The following is a 23,250-nucleotide window of genomic DNA, read 5'->3' as shown; positions in this document are numbered from 1 at the left end:
CCTGCTTGGCAGCGTGGGCTAACAACCTTCCCGTGTTGTACTTGGCAACACCCATTTTTCCGAAAGCCCCAAAGAACTGATCATGCCCCCAAAGTTGGTTATCACGCCTGTTTTCTCTGACTGATAACCCGCTTACGGCCATGTTCCATATCTTAGCATTAGAGTATGCGTCCTTGGCTGCAAGAGTTCCGTCACCGCAAGGACCTGCTACAATCTTTCCGCTACTTTTGACGATACAGGCGTTATCATCAGCCGCCCACTTTAGATAATCTTCCGCATATGGAATGCCGGACAAATGAGTATGCAGGTCCGCCCCCTTAGGCATTTCCGCGATTACCATTCGCAACTCAACCGGATTTAACGTTTGTAGATTTTGATTTTTCAAGCCCGTGCGAGGCGCACAGGAAACCACTGCCAACAACGCACATAACAATATTATTTTTTTCATAATCACTTTTAAAACTCAACAACTCAACAATGTCAATATTTGATTAGATTGCGTAGACAAAAAAGAAGGCCACCCCTTGGGGCGGCCTTCTTGATGATTTGAGACTTGATCTTAATGTTCTGCAGGGGCAGCGCCGCCTTTGGGGTGGCAACCGGCGCAGGATACGGGACCGTTCTCTTCTTTTACATGGCAGTCGGTGCAAAGCTTGTGATAAGCATTGCGCAGACCTGTTTTTCCGGCTTCAGGTTTAACTGCGTGGCAGTCGGAGCATTTCTGGTCTTCGGAAGACTCGCCTTCGACGATCTTTCCGTCTTCCCAGACGTGGTGACATACAGCGCAGTCTTCGATACCGGCCTTTTCATTGTGTGCGTCATGCGCGAACACTGCAGCAGGTCTTTCGTGTTTGGGGAAAGCCGGATCCAGCAAAGAGGTTATGTCCTCCTGGCAGAATGCGGGAATCATATAGAGAAAGACACATGCGGCAATGACCGCGATAGAGAATACTCTTTTATACATTGTAATCTTCCTCCTATTCCTCAGGCTTTTCCATAAGATCATAGATAAGGTCACCGAAGAACTTAATGTCCATACCAAGTTCATAGTAATGAACGAGGTCTTCAAGTCCGCCATGGCAGTTATGACAAGGAGCGAGAATGGTATTCACGCCTGTTGCTTTCAACTGCTCAGCCTTGATCTTATTCCCTTTCATACGGACATTCTTGAACGGAGGACCGCAGTTGATGACACCTCCGCCTGCAGCACAGCAGTAGTTGTGCTCAAGGTTGGGGGTCATTTCAACAACGTTTTCGCAGATTGCGTGAGCCAGTTTACGGGACTGTTCCATCAGACCACGGCCACGGATGACGTTACATGGGTCATGAATGGTGATGGGCTCTTTGAATTTTTCACGCAGCTTGATTTTTCCGGCTTCAAAAAGCTCCCAGAAAAACTCAATAGAGTGAACGACTTCAATTGGATACATATCCCATGCATCCCAGCGGTTACCCTGATCGTAAATAGAACGGAATGCGTGACCGCACTCACCCATGACAATACGCTTACATTTAAGATCAAGAGCAGATTCAAAATGACGTTTCTTGAGACGACCCATCATTTCGAAATCACCTGTGAACATACACATATCGGAGTTATCCCAGCCCGGCTCGATGGGCATGGTGAAGTCAACTCCGGCTTCGTTGAAGATGTATGCTGCCTGATAAATCAGCTGGGTACGGAACTTGGGTTCCGGCGCGATAACGGAATAGTAGATTTCCGCACCCTCTTTATCCAGCGGAATGCGCAGGTTGGGCATTTCATCACGGGCTTCATCTTCCTGCCACTGCAGGGTATCCGGCCATTCATCATCCTTGAGCCACATCTGGTTCATGGTTGCGGAATGGGAATGTGCTGTATCCTGAATGTACTGCGGAGTGACACCGAGCTTGTGGCACATGCGGCGCACCATGCTCATGATGTAACCGGTATCAATACCAAGGGGGCAAAAATGTACGCAACGGCGGCAGAGGTTACACTCGGTGTAAGCTATCTGAGCCATCTCATAGATTTCATCTGCAGTGATTTTGTAGTTCTTACGCAAAATCTTGCCCAGAGTCTGGTGAACTTTACCGGCTGGGGAATAGCTGGGATCACCTTCATGGGACATATAGTAATGGCAGGCTTCGGAGCACATGCCGCAACGCATACAGGTCTCAGCATAGACCTTGAGCTTTGCGCCGGCTTCTCCTTCAATAACCTGCTTAAGAGTATTTTCGATACGTTCTGGAGTCAGGCGGGAAACACCCCGCTCGAGTCCTGCGTCTTCGATTTTCCTGTCGAATGTCATTTTTCAGTACTCCTTGCGGGAAGTGGTTACCAGTCTTTGCAGTTACGGACACCGCCGAACTCGGAACCCATATAGGCTCTGGTGAACAGGCCGAACAGCATGTGGCTCAAACGGGTGAAAGGAATGCTGACGAGCATGAGTTCACCGCAGATGATATGCAGAATGAGCATAACCTTGGCATCACCGATTTCATGGTAAGCCAGAACGCCGGTCAGGAACACGAGGGAAGGCACGGCAAGTGCAATCCAGTCCTTGGCGGTGGTCAGGTAGGCAACGTCTCTCTGCAGAAACCGACGTGCACCGAAGTAAATACAGCAGACAACTACCAGAATAGACATGATGTCAGCGATGTTATCCGGGAGGGTCGGCCAGCTGATGCCGAAAAACTGATCCCAGAGAACTACGTGTCCCAGCAGGAAGAGGGGGACAATGACAAGGCAGATATGAAAAACAAAGGTTACCATCGCAGTCCAGGGATTGCGCTGCCAACCGAGAGTTCCGGTAGGATTCATCCATGCCATGATGGAGCGGAAGCTCCATTTAAAACTCATGAAATACAGGGAAGAACCGTCTTTGGCTTTGGCAAGCTGATACATGGAGAACAGCCTGTACAGGGAACCGAGAACAAACACGCCCCAGGCGAACCATGCCAGAGGACCAACAACGAATGCATAAACACTATTCATGTGTAATTCCTCCGGTTTTTAGAATTCGCTTACATCGGCAACGATGCGTACATATTTGCCGCCGTCAATTGCACGAATGAGGACTTTGGAACTGTCCGGACTGAAAGCAGGTTCCCAGCATTGATCAAAATCCTGACCGTAAGGCTTGCCATCGAGGACAACGGTAAAACGGCCATTCTTTTCAACCTTGGATGCTACCTTGGTGCTATCAGGACTGAATACAGGCTTCCAGGCCATCTGGAACACGCCGGGCCACACCTTACCGTCACAGAGAACGGTATAGTCGTAACCGTCTTTGGCCAGTGCTGCAGCACGGTTGCCATCGGGGCTCACAGCCAGATCGATAACAACGGGTGCAGTAATGGACCAAGGCTTACCGTCAACAGCTACAGTGAAGTTACCGAAGGAAGGAGCCACAATAGCCCAAAGCTTGGAACCGTCAGCACTGAACTGCTGATGCCAGCAGTTGGCCATGTTGTTCTTCCAGATCAGCTCGCCATCCTGAGCCATACCCCACTTTCCGCCCAGACGAACAGGAGCTACGAGAGCACCGGTTGCAGGGTTAAAGCAGGGAGCCCAGACGCACTGGTATTCGCGCTGCCAGATTTTTCCATCAACTGCGATGGTATAATCATAAAGAGTCTTTCTTACCTGACAGGCAACCTTTTCACACTTGGCATCAAATACCGGAGTGTAGCAGTTCATGAAAACACTATCCCAAGCGGTGCCGTTTACCGCAACGGTAAAAATACCTTTCTGGAAAGTTTCAATATCAGCCTGCGGCATTGAGGTAACTTGAACTACAGCAGCGGTGGACTTACCGTCTCCACCAGCAGTAAAGTTGTTTGCGCTCTCAAAGAAGTTTTCCCAGAGGACACCGTCCACGCCCATGCCGTATTCCATATCCTGCTGCACAGCACAGATAATGGAGCCTTCAGGGCCGAAGGTAGTCTTCCAGATATAGCCGTAATTTTCCGGCCAGTGCTCGCCGTCAACAGACAGAGTCCATTCACCCATCTGCTGGGCAATACCTGTGAACCTGCCGTCAGGTGCGAATTTGGGATAGAAAATCCTGTCGTATGCTTCTTCCCAAATCTCACCGTTGACGCAAGCAGTGAATTCCAATTCGCCTTTATTAACAACAGCACCGACCTTTTCACCGTCGGGGCTGGCATGGAATTCTTCCACCCACTCAAATTTATCAGACCAGGATCCAGTGTCCTGGACCTCTCGCCTACCGGGATTCCAATCCCACGTGGACGCATCAGGCATCTCACGCCTCCTCATTCCGAAGATCCGGCCTATCCGCCAATATTCCGAATCAACTCGGTTTTCAGGGTGCAGTGCACCCTAGTTTTCTAACCAACAATAGTCCCGTCTTTGGTCGAAACAAACCTCGTCACACCTAAGGCCGGAGACCCATCCGGCCTTATATCTGCAAGTTAATTGGCACATTTTACAAAGTAGGACAATAGCATCCGAGGGGTTTGGGCGAGTATTTTTTCGATAACAAAAAGGGTGGCAGCCTGATAAACAAGCCACCACCCTTCAAAAAAACAATTATATATCAACACGATAAATCGTATTCACCTTATAAAAAGCAGCTCCATTTGACTACTTTTCAAAAGTTAACGATTTTTTTATTCCTACTCTAACAGTAGGACATATTACCTACCAACACGACAGGTTATCATAGATCCAGTTCATCATAAAGATAGTCATAATCCAATTCGGAATTGACCAGCCCGGCTCCGTGATTAATCTTGATCATATCCCTGAGCTTATAGCTTTCCTGAATCGCTTCCATCTTCTTGGCCACTGCATATGTATCATCACGCACGACAATAACAGGAATTTCCAATACTTCAGAGCGGGTCAGAATAATGTCGTTCGGATAAAGATTTCCGGTCAGAATTAGGCAGGGACAATTCCCTTCAAGAGCCACCAATTGAACATCCGCCCGGTCCCCCCCGACAATAACCGCAGAATTCTTATGCCGCCGAAAATGGGTGATGAAGTTTTCCACCTGCATGGTCCCGATGAGAAAATTTTCCACCACCCGGTCTGCCTTGGCATGGGCGGAAATAATTTTTCCGAAAAGCCGTTCTGCAAGATCGCTGACCTTGATAGCTCCCATAAGCGGGTCACGGGGAATGATTCCAAGAACTTTGACTCCCCTCTTTTCAAGGAAGGGAATAATCAGAGAAGTCAACTCATCCATGTAGTGTTCCGGAACATCATTGAAAACGACACCTAAAAAATCATCGCCAAGCTCTTTATGGACCCGCAGCACGTAATCGTAATGAAGTTCGCTGCTGTAGCGGTCCACGAGAACAGTCTTGGCTCCGAGCGCACGGGCCACGTCAGGCCCGCTGACCCCGCAGTAAGTGCCGGAACTCAGGTAGCTGCCGGAACCGCCGATAATCATAACATCCTTATCAGCACTCAGCTCCTCATAGGACTCAACAACAGAAGGCATGAGGTCGCCCATATCTTCGGAAAAAGCCTTAATGGTGAAATCGCGGGTGACCAGCACCGGGGTAACCTTGACCGGATCCTGCTCAAGACCCAGCACCTGCTGGATAAAAGCCGCGTCTGCGTCACCGGGTTTTCCGCTGTCCATATGCGGAACAGCCCCTACAGGCTTCATATAGCCTACATTAAATCCGCTGTTGCGGAATTTAAGGCCCAAGGACATGGCCAGAAGGTTCTTGCCGGAATACCCGGTTGTGGAACCTATATATATACCTACCATCTATGCCTCCTTATTCAAGCTCATCCGGCTGGATGGACCCCTCTGCGGAAATGTCGACAACAGTCATCCGGGCATCGGCAACCAGAGCCTCGTCCGAGCTGACAAGCACAGGATTGAATTCTGCTTCATAAATCTCAGGGAAATCACTTGCAAGACAAGACATCCTGATCAAAACATCGGTAATAGCCTCAAAGTCAACGGGCTCGCCCCCCTTGACTCCCTTCAAAAGCATGTAGGACCGGATTTCCCGGACCATATCTCCGGCATCCTCCACCGAAAGAGGAGCCAAACGGAATGAAATATCCTTTAAGATCTCTACGTAAACCCCGCCAAGACCGAACATCAGCAGCGGACCGAACTGTTTGTCCCTGCGAAATCCGACTATGACTTCACGCGATTCAGGGGATGCCATCTGCTGCACCAGGCAACCCGCAATATAAGCATCGGGACGTAAGCGCTGGGTACGGGCAGTAATGTCCCAGAAAGCAGCCCGCACTTCTTCAGCGGAACTTAATCCCACACGAACTCCGTTTACATCGGATTTATGCGAAATTTCGGGAGAAGCAATCTTGAGCACCACCGGATAACCAAGTTGTTCGGCTATGCTTACCGCTTCATCACCGGAACGGGCAAGATCAGCTTCAGGAGTGGGCAGGCCGTAAGCAGTAACAATGTCCCGGGCCTGAAACTCAACGAGCTCGGCACGTCCTGAACGCAGGACATTATCCACTACCTTACGTGCGGCTTCAACATCGTGTTCAGGGGTGATGAAGGTACGCGGAGGGCGCCCTTTCCAGACTGCGTATTTGTACATGCAGTCCATTGCCCTGACCGCCTGCTTGGGAAAGTCATATACCGGAATCCCGGCTTCTGCAAAGATATCCCGCGCGGCGTCGCTGTTCTTGCGCCCCATCAGGCAGCAGAAAACCGGCTTATTGACCTCGGACATCCCTTCAGTCACGGCCTTTGCAACCGAGGTAAGATCAAGATTGACACTTGGCGCAATAATTATCAGCAGGCTGTTAATCGCGGGATCATGCCCCACAATACGTACAGCCCGCCCATAACTTTCAGCATCGGCATCACCGAGCAGATCCACCGGGTTATAAAGGGAAGCATAACCGGGCAGCATACGCTGAAGCTCACCAATGGTGGAGGGGGAGAATGTAGGCATACGCATGACAGACTCCCCGCAGGCATCAGCGGCGAGGATACCGGGTCCTCCCGCATTGGTCACAATGCCGAGGTTGGGTCCCTGCGGCAATTCCTGCATGGAAAAAGCCTTGGCAAGGTTGAAAAGTTCATCCAGCTTATCCACACGGATTACACCGGACTGGCGGAAAGCAGCATCACAGGCCCGGTCGGAACCCGCCATGGCTCCGGTGTGCGAAGAGGCAGCCCTTGCCCCGGCTGGAGTGGTACCGGCCTTCATCATCAGCACGGGCTTCTTCATGGAGACCTTTGCGGCCTGCTTCATAAATTCACGGCCGTCTTCAATATTTTCCACATAGCCGAGAATGACTCTGGTATCAGAATCATTGCCCAGATACTCCAGCATGGAAGCTTCATTGATCACGGCCTTGTTACCAAGACTCACGAATTTTGAAAAACCGATTTTAGTGCCCAAAGCCCAGTCAAGAACAGCAACGCAAAGAGCACCTGACTGCGAAAAAAATCCCATACTTCCGGGATGAGGATTTCCGGTGGCAAAGGAAGCATTAACTCCGCCCCGCGAGTTGATCAGACCAAGACAGTTTGGGCCGAGCAGATTGACATTATTCTCCTTTGCCAGCTCCGCAAGTTCCGCTTCCATCAGCCAGCCTTCATGGTCAACCTCTTTAAATCCGGCGCTGACGATAACAACAGACCCCACCCCCAGATCCAGCAACTCCCTGAAAACACCAAGGACGGCATCACGGGGAACGGCTATGACGGCCAAATCAACTGAATGGCCTATTTCAGAAATTTTCCTGCAGGCCTCAAGACCGCAGACATTTCCGCCACGGGGATTGACCGGATACAAGCTGCCGGCATACCCTGCGCTCTGCAGGTTGGACAGAATGGTGTTTCCTATTTTCCCGGAAACAGATGAAGCGCCTACAACGGCGATTGATGACGGACTAAACAGACTATCCAAGCTATCTCCCGATTTTCCCCCGAAACGGATATGGAGGACTCAGTATTTCAAAAAAAAGAATATCGTAAGATGAACGTAATTAAGTATATGATACCGTGCTCGTCAACAAAGTCAAAATTATCAGCAGATATTATATCAGCCTCACAATTGTTCAACATAGTCCTAGTAGAACCGGAATGGCAAGTTACTACAGATCACGGTAAAATTATTTTTGATTATGATTATCCCCAAAAAGCACGTGCGGTCAAACTATTCTACGTATAACCATTTTATTTATATGATAATTTTTCTCAAGCAATCATTAGGCCCATGGATATGCACTTAACAACCCGAGATATTGCGTTTTTACAGCATTTAGTGATAAGCGTACCATAAGGTCGGGAATATAAATTAACGTAATGCATTATAATTTTATTTAATGCTGTCATTTTGAGGTGGGTCGGCTATGAGTGCTATTGATGACTCTAAATTAATTGAAGAAAGCTTCTGTTCCATTACGGAAGCCATATTCAAGATACTTCCTAAAAGCAGTCTTCCATTCAGCCTGTACAGGATGAACTCGTCCAATGGACGGTTCACCCCTATAACGATTCCGGGAAAAACCATTATTTCCGCAGAGAAACAGGCCATTGCAGAAGATTGCGAACAAGGGCTGATCTTCATCAAATTCACTGATATAACTCAATGCCGACCTTATTTCCTGCCCCATCTTCCCGTAGTCATAAGCGATATTTCGCATTCCATCCCCGAGAAGGAACTGGCAGCACTATTAATTGAAGGACTGCGGGAAAACGTCGACAAAATCTATACGGATTCCATTAAACTGCATTTTAAAAATTTCCAAAAGACCCTTACAGCCGTGGGGGAGTTGCTTCATGAGAATTCGGATCTGCTCTGGATGATGATTCCAATGCTGGATTCACAGCATTCACTGGTCAACAAAGCTCTTTCCAACGGCGTAATCGGTGCCGCTGTTCTCCTGCATGCCCGCGAAATAAAACCTGATGTCAATATTTTCGTTGATGCGCTTTTCGCCCTGTTCCTGTGTGATATTGGGTTATCCAATCTACCTGAATTTGTACTGGGCAAGGAGTTCTGCCTTTCCCTTGATGAACAGAAACGCATCCGCTACCATCCGATCAGTTCTGTAGAAGTTCTGAGCTTAACCAACAGTTTAAGCAAAAACGCCCTGCGGGCCATACTGGAACACCATGAAAGATTGGACGGTTCCGGTTACCCGCGAGGGGTCACCAATAATAATCTTTCATGGCTGGGAAAACTATGCGGAGCGGTGGATTCCTATGTCGCTATGACCATGGGACGTCCGGGTAAAAAAAGCATGCCCACAGTCAAAGCCCTGAAAATCCTGTACAGCGAATCCACACAATACGATCCGAATATAATCTACGCTCTGGAAAAAGTAACTTACCGCGAATAAACTCCCGCCCGGAAAAACCGGACAGGAATTTATTCCGCATTGCTTATTCCGGCTTATGTTTGCATTCAGTAACCGGGAAGTGCTCTGTGACCCCGTCAGCATGCATATTCTTGTCTGAAAGACGGAAAAACCTGCGCAGCATCAGCCTCACGTCCTCAAAGATCATATAAAATGCCGGCACCAGTAAAAGGGTAATCCCGGTTGCGAAGAGGATGCCGAATCCCAGAGAAACAGCCATGGGAATCAGGAATTTGGCCTGTCTTGAAGTTTCAAGAATCATAGGAGCCAACCCACCGAACGTGGTCAGGGTGGTCAGCATAATCGGCCTGAAACGGGCTGTGCCAGCCTCAAGGACAGCATCATAGGCACAATGCCCCTTGCGCCGCTGGATATTCACGTAATCAATGAAAACCAGCGAATCGTTGACCACAACCCCGGACAGGGCAACAATACCGAACAGACTCATCAAACTGAGGCTGTAGCCCAGCAGAGCATGCCCGATGACCGCCCCGACAATACCAAAAGGGATGCAAAGCATTACGATAAGCGGCTGAAAATAACTGCGGAACGGAATCGCCAGCAGTGCGTAGATAACCATCATAGCCATAAGCAGACCGGAAATCAGGCTCTCGGTACTTTCCTGCATATCAGCCTGCTTGCCCTCAAGGGAGTAACCGAGGCCGGGATAGTCCGCTTTAAGACGGGGAATAACATTAGCCACAACATCAGCAATAATCTGTGCTGTCTCCTTACGCGGGTTAACATCCGCCTCTACAGAGACAACACGGCGTCCGTTACGACGGTCAATGGATGTGTATGCCCGGCCATCCTTGATTTTCACTACCTCACGCAGGGGAACATCTATTCCGTCCGGAGTGCGGATCATCAACTCTTCAAAATCATACTTGGAAGACCGCTCCGTTTCCGGAAGACGGACCATAACTTTAATTTCGTTTCGTCCGCGTTGCTGACGAAGGACCTGCGCCCCGTAATATGAAGCTCGAATCTGGTTGGCAACATTGCGCGAAGTCAACCCGAGACTGCGCCCGGCCGGCAGAAGTTCAAAATCCAACTGCCTTTTACCCGGCGAATACCCGGAATCAATATCCTTGACCTTGGGGTAAGAACTCAAAGCCTCAGCAAGATCGGCGGAAGCCTTTTTCAGTACTTCAATATCACTGTGGCTGAGTTCTATTTCAAGAGAACTTCCTGAACCGGGACCGCCCCGGTCAGACTCAAAGAGCACAGACTCTGCACCTGGAATGGGCCCAAGGTTGCGCCGCCACATACTTACAAATTCATCGGTATGAATCGGTCTTGTATCACCATCCGTTAGAAAAACCTGCACCTTGAGGACATGACTGCCGCTGGTACTGCGCCTTCCCGAACCGCCGATCTTGGCATAAATCCCTTCAACAAGCTTATCGCCGCCATTTTCTGCGGCAACCTTTTCCGCTGCGGCAACAGCCTTGTCCAGAACCTTCTGGGTAACTTCCTTGGCTGTTCCGTACGGCAGGTCCACAGTGAGATAGGCATAATCGGACTCAATTTTTGGGAACATGGTAAAACCGAGACGTCCACTCTTGATATAAGCAAAAGAAACAATCAGGCATGCTGCCCCGAGAGCCACAGTAAGATAACGCCAGTTCACCGCCCGGTCGAGAAAAGGCCTGTAGACTTTATTAACAAAACGGAGCAACCCATTGGAAACCATCCGCTGATAATGAAGCACAGCCCCCATTATCTTGCCGGGCTTACGTTCACTACCGTGCCCAAGGTGGGCGGGAAGCACAAAAAGGGATTCCAGCAATGAGACAAAGAAAACACTACATACAACCAGCGGAATGACCTTGAAAATCTTCCCCATCACACCGGGTACAAAAAACATGGGCATGAAAGCCACAATGTTGGTCAACACACTGAATGTAACCGGCATGGCGATACGCTTGGCACCTTCACAGGCTGATTCTATCCAGCTCATGCCCTGCTGACGCATGGTATAGACATTTTCACCGACAACAATTGCATCATCCACCACGATCCCCAACGAGATAATGAAAGCGAACATGGAAACCATGTTTATACTGGCACCCGCGGGAGCAAGGATGAGCATACCGCCCAAGAATGAGATGGGGATTCCCATGGAAACCCAGAAAGCCAGACGGGGTTCCAGAAACAGGGCCAGAAAAACGAAGACAAGGCCAAGCCCCATATAGGCGTTGCGCAGCAGCAGGTCCATACGCTGGCGGAAGATATCGGAACTGTCATTACGAATTCCGACATGAACTCCCGCAGGCAGGCTCTTGTTAAAGGCCTCCAGCTCTTCATGTACGGCATCGGAAACATCGATTGGAGTCTGGTCGCCGATACGGTATACCTCAATACGCACCGCAGGCTTGCCGTCAAAAGTCGTTACGATGTCGTCATTCTGAAAATCTTCCTTAACCTCGGCAATATCCTCCAGCAACACCTGAGTGCCGTCGTCACCGGTAACAATTGGAACACGCGCAAACTCACGGGCATAGTCCCGGCGTTCCTTGAACCGGACCAGAATTTCTCCGCCCTCGGTCTTGATGCCGCCGCCGGGAAGCTCCACGGAAGTTTTGGCAAGGGTATCCGCCACATCGGAAAGCGTCAGCCCGTAAGCGCGCAGCTTGTCCTGCGGAATCTCAATAGTAATCTGCAAACCGCTGGCCTCGGCCAGCTCCACCTGGGTTATGCCCGGATTGCCGATCAATTCCTCACGCAACTGCTCGGCAACTTTACGCAAAGCAAGCTGGTCAGTATCCCCGTAAACCATAAGTGAAAGGACCCCGCGTTTGTGCGAGGCAACACTGATAACCGGGTCCTCGGCTTCCTCAGGAAAAGAAGTGATTCTATCAATTTCACTCTTGATGTCCTGACTCAACTTTTGCAGGTCATAACCTTCAATAGCCTCAGCAATAATAGAAGCACCGCCCTCCGCTGCGGTAGAGGAAACTTCCTTTACCCCGTCGAGGCCGATGATTGCCTCTTCAGCAGCCAGCACGATTCCCTGCTCAACCTCTTCAGGACTGGCTCCGCTGTAGATCACATTGACTGTAACCGTATCAGTGGTGAATTCAGGAAAAATCTCCTGCTTGATGTTCAGCCCCATGACCAGTCCGCCGACCAGCAGGATAATCATCAAGAGATTGGAGGCCACCGGATTCCCGGCCATCCATGCAATAGGCCCCTTTGATTTATTTTGTTCAGCCATTACCGTTCACCTTTCTTTTCATGGAACCGGAACCGTTTTCACGCAGTTTCATATTCTGCAAGGGAGCGGAGATATCGGTCACAACCAACTTTTCACCATCGCTCACACCGGAATCAAGATAAACATAGTCCTGATCGCGCCAGACGGGATAAACAGTACGGATATCCAGCAGACCGCCTTCTTTCAGCACCCAGATGGTATTATTATCACGGAAAGCGGTACGCGGAATTGCAATCACTTTCTCCAATTTACCGGAATCAATATAGACGTTAACGTAACTGCCCAGCAGCAGGGGACGTACTTCCCCGCCTTTTAGATTGAGGGGATCTTTAACTGAGACTATAACTCTGGCCATGCGTCCCTTTTCCTCAAGTGAAGGTAGCAGGCGGAGCACTTCCCCTTCGCGCTCAGTGGATGTTTTACCGCTGTCCATTACAACTCGGGCTTTGGCACCTTTGTAACCGTTTTCCGCCTTAGGAATCACAATGCTGGACAGGCGGTCCACTGGAACGGACACAACCACCCAGAATTCTTCTGTCCCCACCAGTGAGGCTATGGTTTCATTAAGGCTCAAATGCGCACCGAGATCGGCGTTTTTGCTGACCACCATACAGGCAAAAGGAGCCCGCACACGGGTCCGGGCTAAATCGATACGGGCCTGCTTAAGCTTCGCCAGAGAAGAAGAAAGATCGGCCTGCGCCTTTTGCAGATGGGGTTTACGCAGAGCAAGTTCCGCTTCCTGCGCAGTCCCACCGGAAGATTTTTTGAGCAGTTTCCATTCACGCCCGGCAACCCTCTGCTGACCGCTTTCAAGTTTGAGATTGTATTCAGCATCTGTAACCACGGCCTGCTGCTGCTGAACGGCAAGTTCATAATCAATCGGGTCTATGCGCAGAACTTCGTCACCCTTGTCAAAGTAACCACCGGGAATAAAGGAATCACTTACAGAAATAACCCTGCCGGAGACCTGCGGCTCAAGATTGATTTCACGGGCCGCCTCAACTGTCCCCATAACCGGGGTCCAGACATGTACATCCTTCACTTCGAGTACGCTGACATTGACCAGAGGCGCGGAAACCACCGGAGCTTTTTTCTTTGCTACCGGTTTGGTGGCAAGCAGGGCTTTGGCCCCGAGAACCGCAGCCACAACAATCAACAAAGGCAAAACACCTTTGAGGCCTATCTGCTTGATATAATACCATACTCTCTTAGCCATATCTAAATCCCCTCTTTTGCGGGAGCAATTTCATTTTCAGTTTTTTCAGCTGCTATAGCTGCAACTTCATCATCAGATTCAGGCTTCAGCTCTGCCCCGTCTTCCAAAGAATCAGTCCATGTTCCGCCAAGGGCGCGGTACAGGGAAACCCGGTAGCTGAGCAGGTCTGCCTCATCCTGGGCAATATTAATTTCAAGATCATGCACGCTGACCAATGCACTGAGAACAGGCAGGTAATCTTCAAGCCCCTGCAAATAGCGGGAACCGGCTTCATCAAGATTCAACTTTGCCGCTTCCAGCTGATTCTTGCGGGCTGATATGTACTCATGCTGCCACTTCTCCTCAACAAGGGCATCCTGTACTTCCTTGAATGCGGTATAAACAGTATCCTTATAATTGAGCATGCGTTCATCAACCACAGCCCGGGTACGCTCGACCTCGGCCTTACGCTGATAGCCGTCAAAAATCGGCCCGGCTATGGACGAAGTGAGTGTTGTCAGCCACCCGGAAAAAATATTGGCAAGCTGGGCGCTGGAAAGCATTGCCTCAGCAGAAAGATTCATGGAAGGCAAACGGTCGGCCCGGGCGGCAGAGACAGCCCAATCTGCAGATTGCAGTTCCAAACCTGCTGCACGTACATCAGGACGCATAGCCAGAAGATCAAAGGGAATTCCCAGCCCCGGAAGAGCTGGCAGTTCCGGAAAATCAGCCGTTGCCACATTAATGGATCCGGCCGGACGCCCCAGCAGGTAGGCAAGCTCATGCAGCTTAAGCTGCTCCTGAGACTCCACCGGTGGAATCAGAGCTCTTGTGCGGGCCGTTGTTTCCCGCTGCTGGAAGACATCAAGGGCGGTAGCCAAAGAATTACGGAAACGTAGTTCAATCAGCTCAAGATAAGTCTCGTTAGTTTCCAGTTGTTTACGGTAAATTGCCTTTTTCTTGCGCTGCAACTGAATTTCCAGCCAACGTTTGACCACCTCGGCAGCCACTGTCATAGCTGCGGAATCCACATCTTCACGGGAGGAAAGATAATCAAGTTCCCCGGAGGCGGCATTAGCCTCTATTTTCCCCCAAAGATCTATTTCATATGATGCGGCCAACCCCAGTTTGTGGGTATCCGTGGAGGAGGACCCCTTTGAACCTTCGGTTCCGTCATTGCCGCTGCGGGAATTTGTATAAGTACCCTTGCCGTCCAGATGGGGGTAAATGTCGGCTCGCGACTTAACTGCCTTGGCCCGCAACTGACGGAGTTTAGCCCAGGCTATACGCACGTCAAAGTTGGCCTGCAGAGCTTCTTCAACCAACTTGTTGAGCTCTTCGTTATGAAAACCTTCCCACCATTTACCCAGTACACGCGGTTCGCTGGAATACAGCTCGTATTGCGGGGGGACACCCAGTGTCATATTATCACGCGGATCAGGCCGGAATGGGGAACATGCTGAAAGGCCGAATACTGTCAGCAAAAAAATCACGGTCAATTTCAACTTGAATGAAGACATATTTATACTTCCCATTATTTAGATCTTCCCGACTGCCGAAAAATGGACCTCTTTTTCACAGCTTCCCGCCGAAGTCATGTAAGCTCGGAAAAGCTTTTAACTACCAACGTTCCGCCGCAGATGGAGCTTTATCAACAGTCCGGTTGCTTTCCATTTTTAATTCTAATACCTGCAAAGGAATAAAAGAATATTGTTATGATGCTAAAAATTGTAAACAAATGTAAAAAATAGATCCTTCCCCCTTCCACCCACAGGGGGACAGAGGTAATCTGGAAAAATGGAACAACAATTTACCGTACTCATAGTGGATGATGACGCAAAACTCAGGGACCTGCTGACCCAGTACCTTGAAGGATACGGCTACAAAGTTGTCACCCTTCCATCAGGGGAGGGTCTGATTGAAAAAGAGAAGGAGACTTCGCCGGAAATTGTCATTCTGGATATCATGATGCCCGGTAAAGACGGACTTGAAGTATTGCGGGAACTGCGCCCGCACTCCAACGTCCCGGTAATCATGCTCACAGCCAAAGGCGAGGACACCGACCGTATTGTGGGACTTGAACTCGGTGCGGATGACTATATCTCCAAACCTTTCAATCCCCGTGAACTGCTGGCCCGCATTAAGGCTGTGTTGCGCCGGGCACAGGATCCGGGCAGGCGGGCCGTCAAGATCTCCGGACAAATAAAGGTTGCAGGATTAGTTCTGCATCTCTCCCACCAGAAGCTGGAGATCGGAGATGAATCGGTGGAACTGTCATCCACTGAATTCAAGTTGTTCAAGGCATTGATGGAAAATCCGGGCCAGCCCATGACCCGTGACGATCTGATGACCTCGGTCTGGGGCAAGGATTTCAATGCCTTTGACCGCAGTATTGATGTTCATATCAGCAAACTTCGCGCCCTCTTGAAACCCTACCCGGATCACGAATCACGAATCAAAACTGTCTGGGGTACCGGATACATGTTTGTGAGCGAATAATGAAAATCAGCCGCACCTACCTAAAAATATTTATTTCCTTCATGCTGGTGCTGGTGGTCTCCGAATTGATCATCTTTGGCCTGCTGCGTATGTCATGGGACAAAAGTCCCCTTGTTCACCACATGGAGCGTCAGGTTTTCACGATAAAAAACCTTGTGGAAATGGAATTGGGCGGACTCCGCACTTCTGCTGAAGAAGAGCGAAGAGTTCTAACCCCCCTGCTGAAAAACCTAGGCAATTCAATTGAGGCCGATATCTGGATCACCGGGCCTTATGGAGAGATTGTAGCTTCATCATCCACAAAAATACCGGATATGAGCGGCTTCCGGGAAGAGGACGCGGCAAAATCAAAAGACGGTATCTACATTTATAAAAAACGCAATGACGGAATAAAAAGTGTTTACGGAGTTTATACAGGCAAACAACCGCAAGGTTACCCTTTCACTTACCATCTCTACCACTCCCTTCCCAAGTTCGATGAAGAAAGCTGGTTTTTGCGCGGACAGGCAGTTTTAACTGTTATCGCCGCAATATTTCTTATCCCGGTAGCAAGAAGGGTAATCCGCCCACTGAGGGAACTGACAAATTCAGCAGCAAAAATGGGCAAGGGAGATCTGAATCAACGAGTTGAAATAAAAGGGAAGGACGAACTTGCCGAACTTGGTAAAGCCTTCAACCACATGGCCGAAGGTCTGGAAAAAATGGTCAAATCAAGCCGCGAGCTGACCGCCAATGTTTCCCATGAACTGCGCAGCCCGTTGGCACGAATGCGTATATCCCTTGAAATGCTCAAGGAGCGCATTGAAGGAGGGAATACTTCCGGCTGCGGCACATTTATGAACGGGATGCAGGCGGAAATCACCCACATGGATGAACTCATCGGAAAAATAATCAAATTTTCCAAACTGGACATGCATGAACCGCCAACGATGACAGAGACAGCCAATCTGCAAGTTCTTATATCCGATCTTCTGGAACAGTATCAATGCATAGCCGAGCGCAACAATTTAAACATTAAGGCTGATCTTGCCAAAATCAAACTCCCTAATTGCAACCGCAACAGCATTCGTGTTGTAATGGACAATATTCTTGGCAATGCCTTCAAGTACACTGAACCGGAAGGGGTCGTTGAAGTCAGCTTGCGCAGAGACAAAGGTGAGGTGCTTATATCAGTGGACAACACCCATACTCCATTACCCGAAAACGATTTGGAAGAAATTTTCAATCCTTTCCATCGCCTCAAGGGACAGGAAATACCCGGTTCAGGACTCGGCCTTGCTTCCGCACGTAAAATAATTCGCATCCACCATGGTGAAATACGAGCTGAAAATAGTGACACCGGATTCAGAATTATAGTGACAATACCCACCAAAAGAATGTAAGCACACACCCTGAGAGGAGTGTAGATGAGGTTTTTTCTTGCCATATTTTTTGCAGCCATGCTCTGGCCATCTTCTTTACAGGCCCGAGAGACAGTTTATGTTGCAGGGCTGGCTTCCAATATTGAACAATATGAAAAGATGGTAGCAGAAAAGGGTGGGAATCTTTTTGAAATCAAGACATATAATTCTCCCTATGCCAGCCGCCCGGCACTCGCACTGCTCATAATGCAACAGGCCTTGAAGCTGGGCGGGATGGATGCACAAATGATTTTTGCTACCTATCCCAACTATTCCAGATGCATTACTGAATTAAAAAAAGGCAAAGCAACTATCCTTGACAGTGATATATGGGAGGAACAATTTGACGAAACTGTTTATAAAACGATCCCTTTCATCCGCAAAGGCGAATTTGTTAAAGGTATTTACACATATTGCAGCCCAAAACTGCTGAAGTCACGCCCGACTCTAAATTCCCTGCTTAAACTCCGGCCCATCACCGGACTTTCATGGACAATAGACCAGCATGTTTTCCACCAAATGGGGTACAAAAACATAGAAATCGCCCCAACCTATCCTCTACTTTTTAAAATGCTGACCCGAAAAAGAGCCGATTATACCCTTCTTGAATTCCCGCAGGACATCAGCCATCAATTTATTGATAATAACAATCTTCGCCTGGTTGAAGGAGTCAAGGTAGTATTTCCCTATAGCAGACACTTCATGGTTTCCAAAAAGCATCCTGAAGGGGCCAAGGTGTTCAAAGCCCTGCAAAAAGGCCTGAAAATAATGCGTAAAAACGGAGATATTGATCGTGCATTACATCAGACAAGAATCATAAACGAACAGGTTAAAAACTGGAAAATTCTATGGCCTAAGCAAGATATAAAAGATATAAGCGCGCAATGAATATCACACTGCACTTCGAACTGAATAATATTGACTGGCCTAAAATAGCTGAAATTTTCGAAAAAGCACCTCTGGGAACCCGTGAACCTGCGAAACTGTCCCGCGCTGCTGCAAACAGCGCATTGGTCTGCTTTGCCAAGGACAGGGATAGATTTATCGGCTTTGCCCGTGCCATTAGCGATGGCGAATATCAGGCGGCAATCTACGACATGTGCATCCTGCCGGAATACCAGTCCCACGGACTCGGTAAAAAAATAATGACTGCCATGAAAGAAAGGCTTGGTCCTGTAAACATCATCCTCTTCGCCGTACCGGGCAAGGAAGGATTCTACAAAAAGCTGGGCTTCGCACCCATGCTGACCGCCATGGGCAGCTTTCAGGATGAAGACGGGATGGTTGAGCGGGGATATTTGGAGAGATAGGGTCACAACAAACACCCTTTTTTTTCCCATTAAAACCTAAAATTATCCAAAAAATGGAATGAGAAGAGATTTCTCGTTCCATTTTTTGTTTTTTTTCCATATATTGAATTTGCCAATGTGAGATTTTCACCCAAAAAATACACCATGGGATTAAATATGCTTTTAGAATTCAGCGTCGCAAATTTCCGGTCAATCGGAGAAGAGCAGACTTTATATATGCAGCCAGCCTTTAAAAATAAGGACGAAGATCACAATATCTTAGAGACGGGTATCAAGAGAGAACCGCAGGCTTTGCCAGTGGTGGCTATTTTGGGGGCTAATGCTTCGGGGAAGTCTAATATACTAAAAGGCATAGAAATATTAAGAGAAATAATTTATATTTCTGCAAACAGAACTAAAAATGATCACTATCTAGATTACTCATTTAAACTCAACCCTACCTATTCTCAAAAACCGACTATTTTCAAAATTAAATTCTTATCTTTTGGGAAAATATACAACTACCATATAGAAATTACCCCTGAAGCAATTACTAAAGAAATTTTAACAGTTATTAGCCCTGCTAAGGGATCAAGAGTTAAGACACTAATTGCAAGAGAAGGTCAGAAAACGAAATTCCATAAATCAATATATCATAAAAAAGCATTTTTAGACTTGTGGTCAGCAGACTTAAACAAGCAGCAGACAGCATTAGCATATTTATCTAATAAAGGAGAAGTAGACATTCTTGAGTCAGTTGTAGACTGGTTTTCTATAACAGGACTAATATATCCAGAGGCTAGGGCACATATTGTCACATCAAACACTATCTTACGGCAACATGAAAAAAAAGAGCCAATACTTAAATACCTTCAGAGTGCTGATTTCAATATTTGTGATATAAAAATAACACAAGAAAATATTGATAAAAATTTATTAACAGAGACACAACGAGAACAATTGCACGCAACCAATGGGAGAATTAAGCCTAATCTTAAAACACAATTTGCCCATACAGATACAGAGGGGAATAATGTATTTCTAAGTCTTGAAGAAGATGAATCAAACGGGACGAGAACATACTTTGCCTTGGCAAGCCTCATACTTTCAGCGCTTCGAATTGGTGCTACAATGCTAATTGACGAATTAGATATATCTCTACATCCCTACCTAATCCGAAGGATTATTCAACTTTTTACGAACAAAAAAACAAATCCACATGGCGCACAATTAATTTTCACCACCCATGATGTAACAGTCATGGATAAAACCCTGCTCCGTCCCGATGAAATCTACTTCACGGAAAAAGACAAAGAAACATTTGAGACAAGACTTTATAGTCTTGCTGAATTCAAAGGCATGGGAAGTGTCAGCAAAAATGACCGTGGAGAAAAGCTTTATAAGGATTATCTGAATGGCAGATTCGGAGCAGTACCGGACGTTGACTGGGAGGGCGGAATTTAATGGCCCGCCCCAAAAAATCAGGCAGCTCTCTACGCAGGAAGAAAATTAACGTTCTACTAGCATGTGACGGACAGACTGAACAAAACTACGCCAAGTTTGTTCTCAACGAGTGTCTTTCATCCAAAGAGAATCCGGTAGTAATCACCCCTAAAACTTTTACACGTGTAGATCAGGCTCTACGTTATATGGACCGCGACCCGAAAACTTTCGATGCGGTCCTTTTCTTACGCGACTTGGAAAATACTCAGCTTTCACAAACTCAAATAAACAACCTTAAAGCTGAACTGGATCAGGTAACGAAGCTCGGAAAAATGAAAAGAGAAAAAAGTAAATGGGCTGTTTTCTATAACTACCCGGCAATAGAAATCTGGTACACCTTACATTTTTGCGACAAAATATATGCATGCAAAAACGCTAGTGACTCCGAACGGCAGCTAAAAGCAATATTTCCTGAGTATGAAAAACCAATGCCCCGAAGTAAAAAAGAAGCTGAAATATTCTGTCTAAACATGGACAAGGCTATTGAGCATGACAAAAAGTTAAACATTTCAGCCAAACTTCCCTACGCAACCCAAATTAAATCCCACAAACCACTTACCAACCCCATGACAGAACTTCCCGAACTCATAGAGTTTATCAAAAAGCTCAAACCGATTTCATAAAAAATTTCATCAACAAAATCCCGCCAGCCAAAGCCAGCGGGATTTTGATTTTTTACCAATTCCAATCAACCCTATTTCTTCCAGACCTTCATAAATTCCGCAGAACTTTTCCCGGAATCAATATGCCGGATCAGCGCGGACCCAAAGACAGCTGCATCGACCAGCCCTTCCAGTTCCTTGAGCTGGGAAGGTTCCTTGAGACCGAAACCGAGAGCAACAGGAATATTAAAAACATCCTGCGCCTTGGCGAGACCATCTTTTACTTCTTCGGGCAGGGAATCACGGTCCCCTGTGGTGCCGAGAACTGAGACGTAGTAGCAGAAACCGTTGCCGCCCTTGGCATAAAGTCCCATGCGTTCCGGTTCGGTATTCAGCCCTACCAGCGGGATGAGCGCTATGTCATACTTGGCGAGCAGATCGCGAAATTCCACTCCTTCCTCATACGGCAGGTCGGCAATGATCAACCCGTTAACCCCGGCCGCACAGGCATCCTTGGCAAAGTTTTCCAATCCATACTGCAGTACCGGATTATAGTATCCCATAAGCAGCACCCCGGCGCTGATTTTTGCCCGGTGTTCAGAAAGTCCTGCAAGAATCCATTTCAGATTGATGCCGTCTTCAAGGCATTTGAGCGATGCAGCCTCAACTACAGGGCCGTCTGCTACGGGATCGGAAAAAGGCATACCGATCTCAATAACGTCGGCACCGTTTTCATCAAGCTCAAGAATTTCCTTCCAGAACTGCTCACGGTTGGGATATCCGCCGGGAAGAAACGGAATCAGTCCGATACGTCCCTGTGACTTAGCCTCATTAATTTTATCTGCAAGTTTGGTAATACTCATTTTAGATTTCCTTCATTAGCCTGTTAAAAAACCAACACACAGGCTGTTCAAAAATGGTGAGATGCTAGGCGCGAAAAAAGTTCAAGACCGAAGCGTACTCCCCGTACGTGAGGATTTGAACTTTTTGAAACAACGACGCAGATCGCCGTTTTTCAACAGCCTGCTATTTTCCGTGCTCGGCGAGATAATCTTCGAGAATGCCCATGTCCTTGTCGCCGCGACCGGACAGGTTGACTATGACGTTGGCGTCTTTGGGTATGGAATCCCGGTTCTCAAGCACCCAAGCCACAGCGTGGGAACTTTCCAGCGCGGGCAGAATGCCTTCCTTACGGCAAAGCATCTGGAATGCCTTCAAGGCCTGATGGTCATTTACGGTTCCGTACTGGGCGCGGCCGGTTGCGTGCAGATGCACGTGTTCGGGACCTACACCGGGATAATCAAGACCGGGAGCGATGGAATGGGATGGCATGATCTGGCCTTCATCGGTCTGGAGCAGCAAGGTGTTCATCCCGTGCAGCACACCGGGAGTCCCGAGATTGATAGGTGCAGAGTTGGTGCAGCCCGGTTCACCGGTTCCAGCAGCCTCGACACCTACAATTTTGACCGACTCTTCCTGTACAAATTCGTGGAACATGCCGATGGCATTGGAACCACCACCAACACAGGCTACTACCATGTAAGGCAGCTCTCCGGTTTTTTCCTTGAACTGGGCCTTGGCTTCACGGCCTATAATTGCCTGAAATTCACGCACCAGCAGCGGAAAAGGATGCGGGCCGGCAGCAGTACCGAAGCAGTAATGCGTGGTCCGTTGGTCGGCAATCCATTTACGCAGGGCGGCATTGATTGCGTCCTTCAAGGTCTGAGTACCTGATTCTACAGGTACGCACTTGGCACCAAGAAGCTCCATACGCCGAACGTTGTGAGACTGACGTTTCACATCCAGTGCGCCCATATAGATTTCACAGTCAAGATCGAGCAGGGCCGCAGCGGTTGCGGTGGCAACTCCGTGCTGTCCGGCACCTGTTTCAGCCAGCAGCATGGGTTTACCCATCATCTTGGTCAACAGAGCCTGACCGACAGTGTTATTGACCTTATGCGCTCCGGTATGGGCGAGGTCTTCACGCTTGAGCCAAAGGTTGAAACCCAGTTCGCGGGAGATATTAGCGCAATGGGTCAGCGCGGTGGGGCGGCCTACGAAATCTTTGAGCAGACGGGTGAATTCCTGCTGGAATTCGTCTGACTTCATAATCTTTTCCATGGCCTCTTCAAGCTCGAGCAGCGGCGGCATGAGCAGTTCAGGTACAAACTGTCCGCCATAATCTCCAAAGTATCCTCTTTTCATGATCTTTTCCTT

The 23,250-nt window shown here is 48.3% G+C and carries 19 protein-coding genes (1 of these 19 only partly in view); 7 read left to right on the top strand and 12 right to left on the bottom strand.

The features are described 5' to 3' along the window. From ACKU41_RS16255 to ACKU41_RS16225, 7 genes are all read right to left on the bottom strand, one after another. Positions 1 to 448: the beginning of an adenosine deaminase gene (locus ACKU41_RS16255; protein ID WP_321402271.1), read on the bottom strand. Its footprint begins 1,025 nt before the window's first position; 448 of the gene's 1,473 nt are visible here — the first part of the coding sequence; the start codon lies at positions 446 to 448; its stop codon lies beyond the left edge, outside the window. A 111-nt stretch (positions 449 to 559) separates the two neighbouring features. Next, positions 560 to 964, bottom strand: coding sequence for an acidic tetraheme cytochrome c3 TmcA (tmcA, locus tag ACKU41_RS16250; protein ID WP_321402270.1), 405 nt, complete (start codon positions 962 to 964; stop codon positions 560 to 562). Between the two features lie 13 nt (positions 965 to 977). Then, the gene (gene tmcB, locus ACKU41_RS16245) at positions 978 to 2,291 is read right to left on the bottom strand and encodes an electron transfer complex ferredoxin TmcB (protein WP_319778578.1); all 1,314 of its coding nucleotides are present in this window, start codon (positions 2,289 to 2,291) and stop codon (positions 978 to 980) included. Between the two features lie 26 nt (positions 2,292 to 2,317). Next, positions 2,318 to 2,977 (bottom strand): TmcC family electron transfer complex membrane anchor subunit, encoded by a 660-nt coding sequence (gene tmcC / locus ACKU41_RS16240; protein WP_321402268.1) that lies wholly within the window; start codon positions 2,975 to 2,977, stop codon positions 2,318 to 2,320. An 18-nt stretch (positions 2,978 to 2,995) separates the two neighbouring features. Continuing rightward, positions 2,996 to 4,249 (bottom strand): electron transfer complex subunit TmcD, encoded by a 1,254-nt coding sequence (tmcD, locus tag ACKU41_RS16235; protein WP_321402266.1) that lies wholly within the window; start codon positions 4,247 to 4,249, stop codon positions 2,996 to 2,998. 418 nt (positions 4,250 to 4,667) lie between these two features. After that, entirely contained in the window at positions 4,668 to 5,732 is a 1,065-nt protein-coding gene (locus ACKU41_RS16230; RefSeq protein ID WP_319778574.1) for a DRTGG domain-containing protein, read from the bottom strand. Between the two features lie 10 nt (positions 5,733 to 5,742). Beyond that, a complete protein-coding gene (locus ACKU41_RS16225; protein WP_321402265.1) occupies positions 5,743 to 7,869 on the bottom strand; it encodes an acetate--CoA ligase family protein in 2,127 nt (708 codons plus the stop codon). A gap of 445 nt (positions 7,870 to 8,314) precedes the next feature. Here ACKU41_RS16225 and ACKU41_RS16220 point away from each other — a divergent pair, with 445 nt between their 5' ends. Continuing rightward, complete coding sequence (locus ACKU41_RS16220; protein ID WP_319778572.1) at positions 8,315 to 9,307, top strand: HD domain-containing phosphohydrolase; 993 nt, start codon at positions 8,315 to 8,317, stop codon at positions 9,305 to 9,307. Between the two features lie 43 nt (positions 9,308 to 9,350). Here the strand turns inward: ACKU41_RS16220 and ACKU41_RS16215 are convergent, their stop codons facing one another. The 3 genes from ACKU41_RS16215 to ACKU41_RS16205 are packed head-to-tail and all read right to left on the bottom strand — an operon-like array spanning position 9,351 to position 15,260. Then, positions 9,351 to 12,545, bottom strand: a complete 3,195-nt coding sequence (locus ACKU41_RS16215) for an efflux RND transporter permease subunit (protein WP_321402263.1) — start codon at positions 12,543 to 12,545, stop codon at positions 9,351 to 9,353. After that, complete coding sequence (locus ACKU41_RS16210) at positions 12,538 to 13,761, bottom strand: efflux RND transporter periplasmic adaptor subunit (protein ID WP_321402261.1); 1,224 nt, start codon at positions 13,759 to 13,761, stop codon at positions 12,538 to 12,540. Before ACKU41_RS16210 ends, ACKU41_RS16215 begins: the two co-directional genes overlap by 8 nt. 2 nt (positions 13,762 to 13,763) lie before the next feature. Beyond that, positions 13,764 to 15,260, bottom strand: coding sequence for an efflux transporter outer membrane subunit (locus ACKU41_RS16205; RefSeq protein WP_321402259.1), 1,497 nt, complete (start codon positions 15,258 to 15,260; stop codon positions 13,764 to 13,766). A 277-nt stretch (positions 15,261 to 15,537) separates the two neighbouring features. On the opposite strand from ACKU41_RS16205, the gene ACKU41_RS16200 reads away from it, so the two are divergent. The 6 genes from ACKU41_RS16200 (at position 15,538) to ACKU41_RS16175 (ending at position 21,054) form a co-directional block, all read left to right on the top strand. Continuing rightward, entirely contained in the window at positions 15,538 to 16,239 is a 702-nt protein-coding gene (locus tag ACKU41_RS16200) for a response regulator transcription factor (protein WP_321402257.1), read from the top strand. Beyond that, entirely contained in the window at positions 16,239 to 17,621 is a 1,383-nt protein-coding gene (locus ACKU41_RS16195) for a HAMP domain-containing sensor histidine kinase (protein ID WP_321402255.1), read from the top strand. Before ACKU41_RS16200 ends, ACKU41_RS16195 begins: the two co-directional genes overlap by 1 nt. Before the next feature lie 24 nt (positions 17,622 to 17,645). Beyond that, entirely contained in the window at positions 17,646 to 18,527 is an 882-nt protein-coding gene (locus ACKU41_RS16190; protein WP_321402253.1) for a hypothetical protein, read from the top strand. After that, on the top strand, positions 18,524 to 18,949 hold the full coding sequence (locus tag ACKU41_RS16185; RefSeq protein ID WP_321402251.1) for a GNAT family N-acetyltransferase: 426 nt from the start codon (positions 18,524 to 18,526) through the stop codon (positions 18,947 to 18,949). The genes ACKU41_RS16190 and ACKU41_RS16185 overlap by 4 nt, the downstream gene beginning before the upstream one ends. A gap of 156 nt (positions 18,950 to 19,105) precedes the next feature. Further along, positions 19,106 to 20,392, top strand: a complete 1,287-nt coding sequence (locus ACKU41_RS16180) for an ATP-binding protein (RefSeq protein WP_319778564.1) — start codon at positions 19,106 to 19,108, stop codon at positions 20,390 to 20,392. Then, a complete protein-coding gene (locus ACKU41_RS16175; RefSeq protein WP_319778562.1) occupies positions 20,392 to 21,054 on the top strand; it encodes an RloB domain-containing protein in 663 nt (220 codons plus the stop codon). The genes ACKU41_RS16180 and ACKU41_RS16175 overlap by 1 nt, the downstream gene beginning before the upstream one ends. Positions 21,055 to 21,125: 71 nt before the next feature. On the opposite strand, the gene trpA is transcribed toward ACKU41_RS16175, so the two are convergent. Then, positions 21,126 to 21,896, bottom strand: coding sequence for a tryptophan synthase subunit alpha (gene trpA / locus ACKU41_RS16170; RefSeq protein WP_321402248.1), 771 nt, complete (start codon positions 21,894 to 21,896; stop codon positions 21,126 to 21,128). A 163-nt stretch (positions 21,897 to 22,059) separates the two neighbouring features. Beyond that, positions 22,060 to 23,238, bottom strand: a complete 1,179-nt coding sequence (gene trpB, locus ACKU41_RS16165; protein ID WP_319778560.1) for a tryptophan synthase subunit beta — start codon at positions 23,236 to 23,238, stop codon at positions 22,060 to 22,062. Positions 23,239 to 23,250: the final 12 nt, after the last annotated feature.

Source organism: Maridesulfovibrio sp., assembly GCF_963678865.1.
GTDB lineage: Bacteria > Desulfobacterota > Desulfovibrionia > Desulfovibrionales > Desulfovibrionaceae > Maridesulfovibrio.
Note: the sequence above shows the minus strand (reverse complement) of the source record. Positions and strands in the feature narration are given on the sequence as shown.

Coding starts and splice junctions, on each gene's coding strand:
- tmcA (WP_321402270.1), bottom strand. CDS start 964: ATGTATAAAAGAGTATTCTCTATCGCGGTCATTGCCGCATGTGTCTTT.
- ACKU41_RS16200 (WP_321402257.1), top strand. CDS start 15,538: ATGGAACAACAATTTACCGTACTCATAGTGGATGATGACGCAAAACTC.
- ACKU41_RS16215 (WP_321402263.1), bottom strand. CDS start 12,545: ATGGCTGAACAAAATAAATCAAAGGGGCCTATTGCATGGATGGCCGGG.
- ACKU41_RS16230 (WP_319778574.1), bottom strand. CDS start 5,732: ATGGTAGGTATATATATAGGTTCCACAACCGGGTATTCCGGCAAGAAC.
- ACKU41_RS16185 (WP_321402251.1), top strand. CDS start 18,524: ATGAATATCACACTGCACTTCGAACTGAATAATATTGACTGGCCTAAA.
- ACKU41_RS16175 (WP_319778562.1), top strand. CDS start 20,392: ATGGCCCGCCCCAAAAAATCAGGCAGCTCTCTACGCAGGAAGAAAATT.
- ACKU41_RS16205 (WP_321402259.1), bottom strand. CDS start 15,260: ATGTCTTCATTCAAGTTGAAATTGACCGTGATTTTTTTGCTGACAGTA.
- ACKU41_RS16210 (WP_321402261.1), bottom strand. CDS start 13,761: ATGGCTAAGAGAGTATGGTATTATATCAAGCAGATAGGCCTCAAAGGT.
- trpA (WP_321402248.1), bottom strand. CDS start 21,896: ATGAGTATTACCAAACTTGCAGATAAAATTAATGAGGCTAAGTCACAG.
- trpB (WP_319778560.1), bottom strand. CDS start 23,238: ATGAAAAGAGGATACTTTGGAGATTATGGCGGACAGTTTGTACCTGAA.
- ACKU41_RS16220 (WP_319778572.1), top strand. CDS start 8,315: ATGAGTGCTATTGATGACTCTAAATTAATTGAAGAAAGCTTCTGTTCC.
- tmcC (WP_321402268.1), bottom strand. CDS start 2,977: ATGAATAGTGTTTATGCATTCGTTGTTGGTCCTCTGGCATGGTTCGCC.
- tmcB (WP_319778578.1), bottom strand. CDS start 2,291: ATGACATTCGACAGGAAAATCGAAGACGCAGGACTCGAGCGGGGTGTT.
- ACKU41_RS16180 (WP_319778564.1), top strand. CDS start 19,106: ATGCTTTTAGAATTCAGCGTCGCAAATTTCCGGTCAATCGGAGAAGAG.
- tmcD (WP_321402266.1), bottom strand. CDS start 4,249: ATGCCTGATGCGTCCACGTGGGATTGGAATCCCGGTAGGCGAGAGGTC.
- ACKU41_RS16195 (WP_321402255.1), top strand. CDS start 16,239: ATGAAAATCAGCCGCACCTACCTAAAAATATTTATTTCCTTCATGCTG.
- ACKU41_RS16190 (WP_321402253.1), top strand. CDS start 17,646: ATGAGGTTTTTTCTTGCCATATTTTTTGCAGCCATGCTCTGGCCATCT.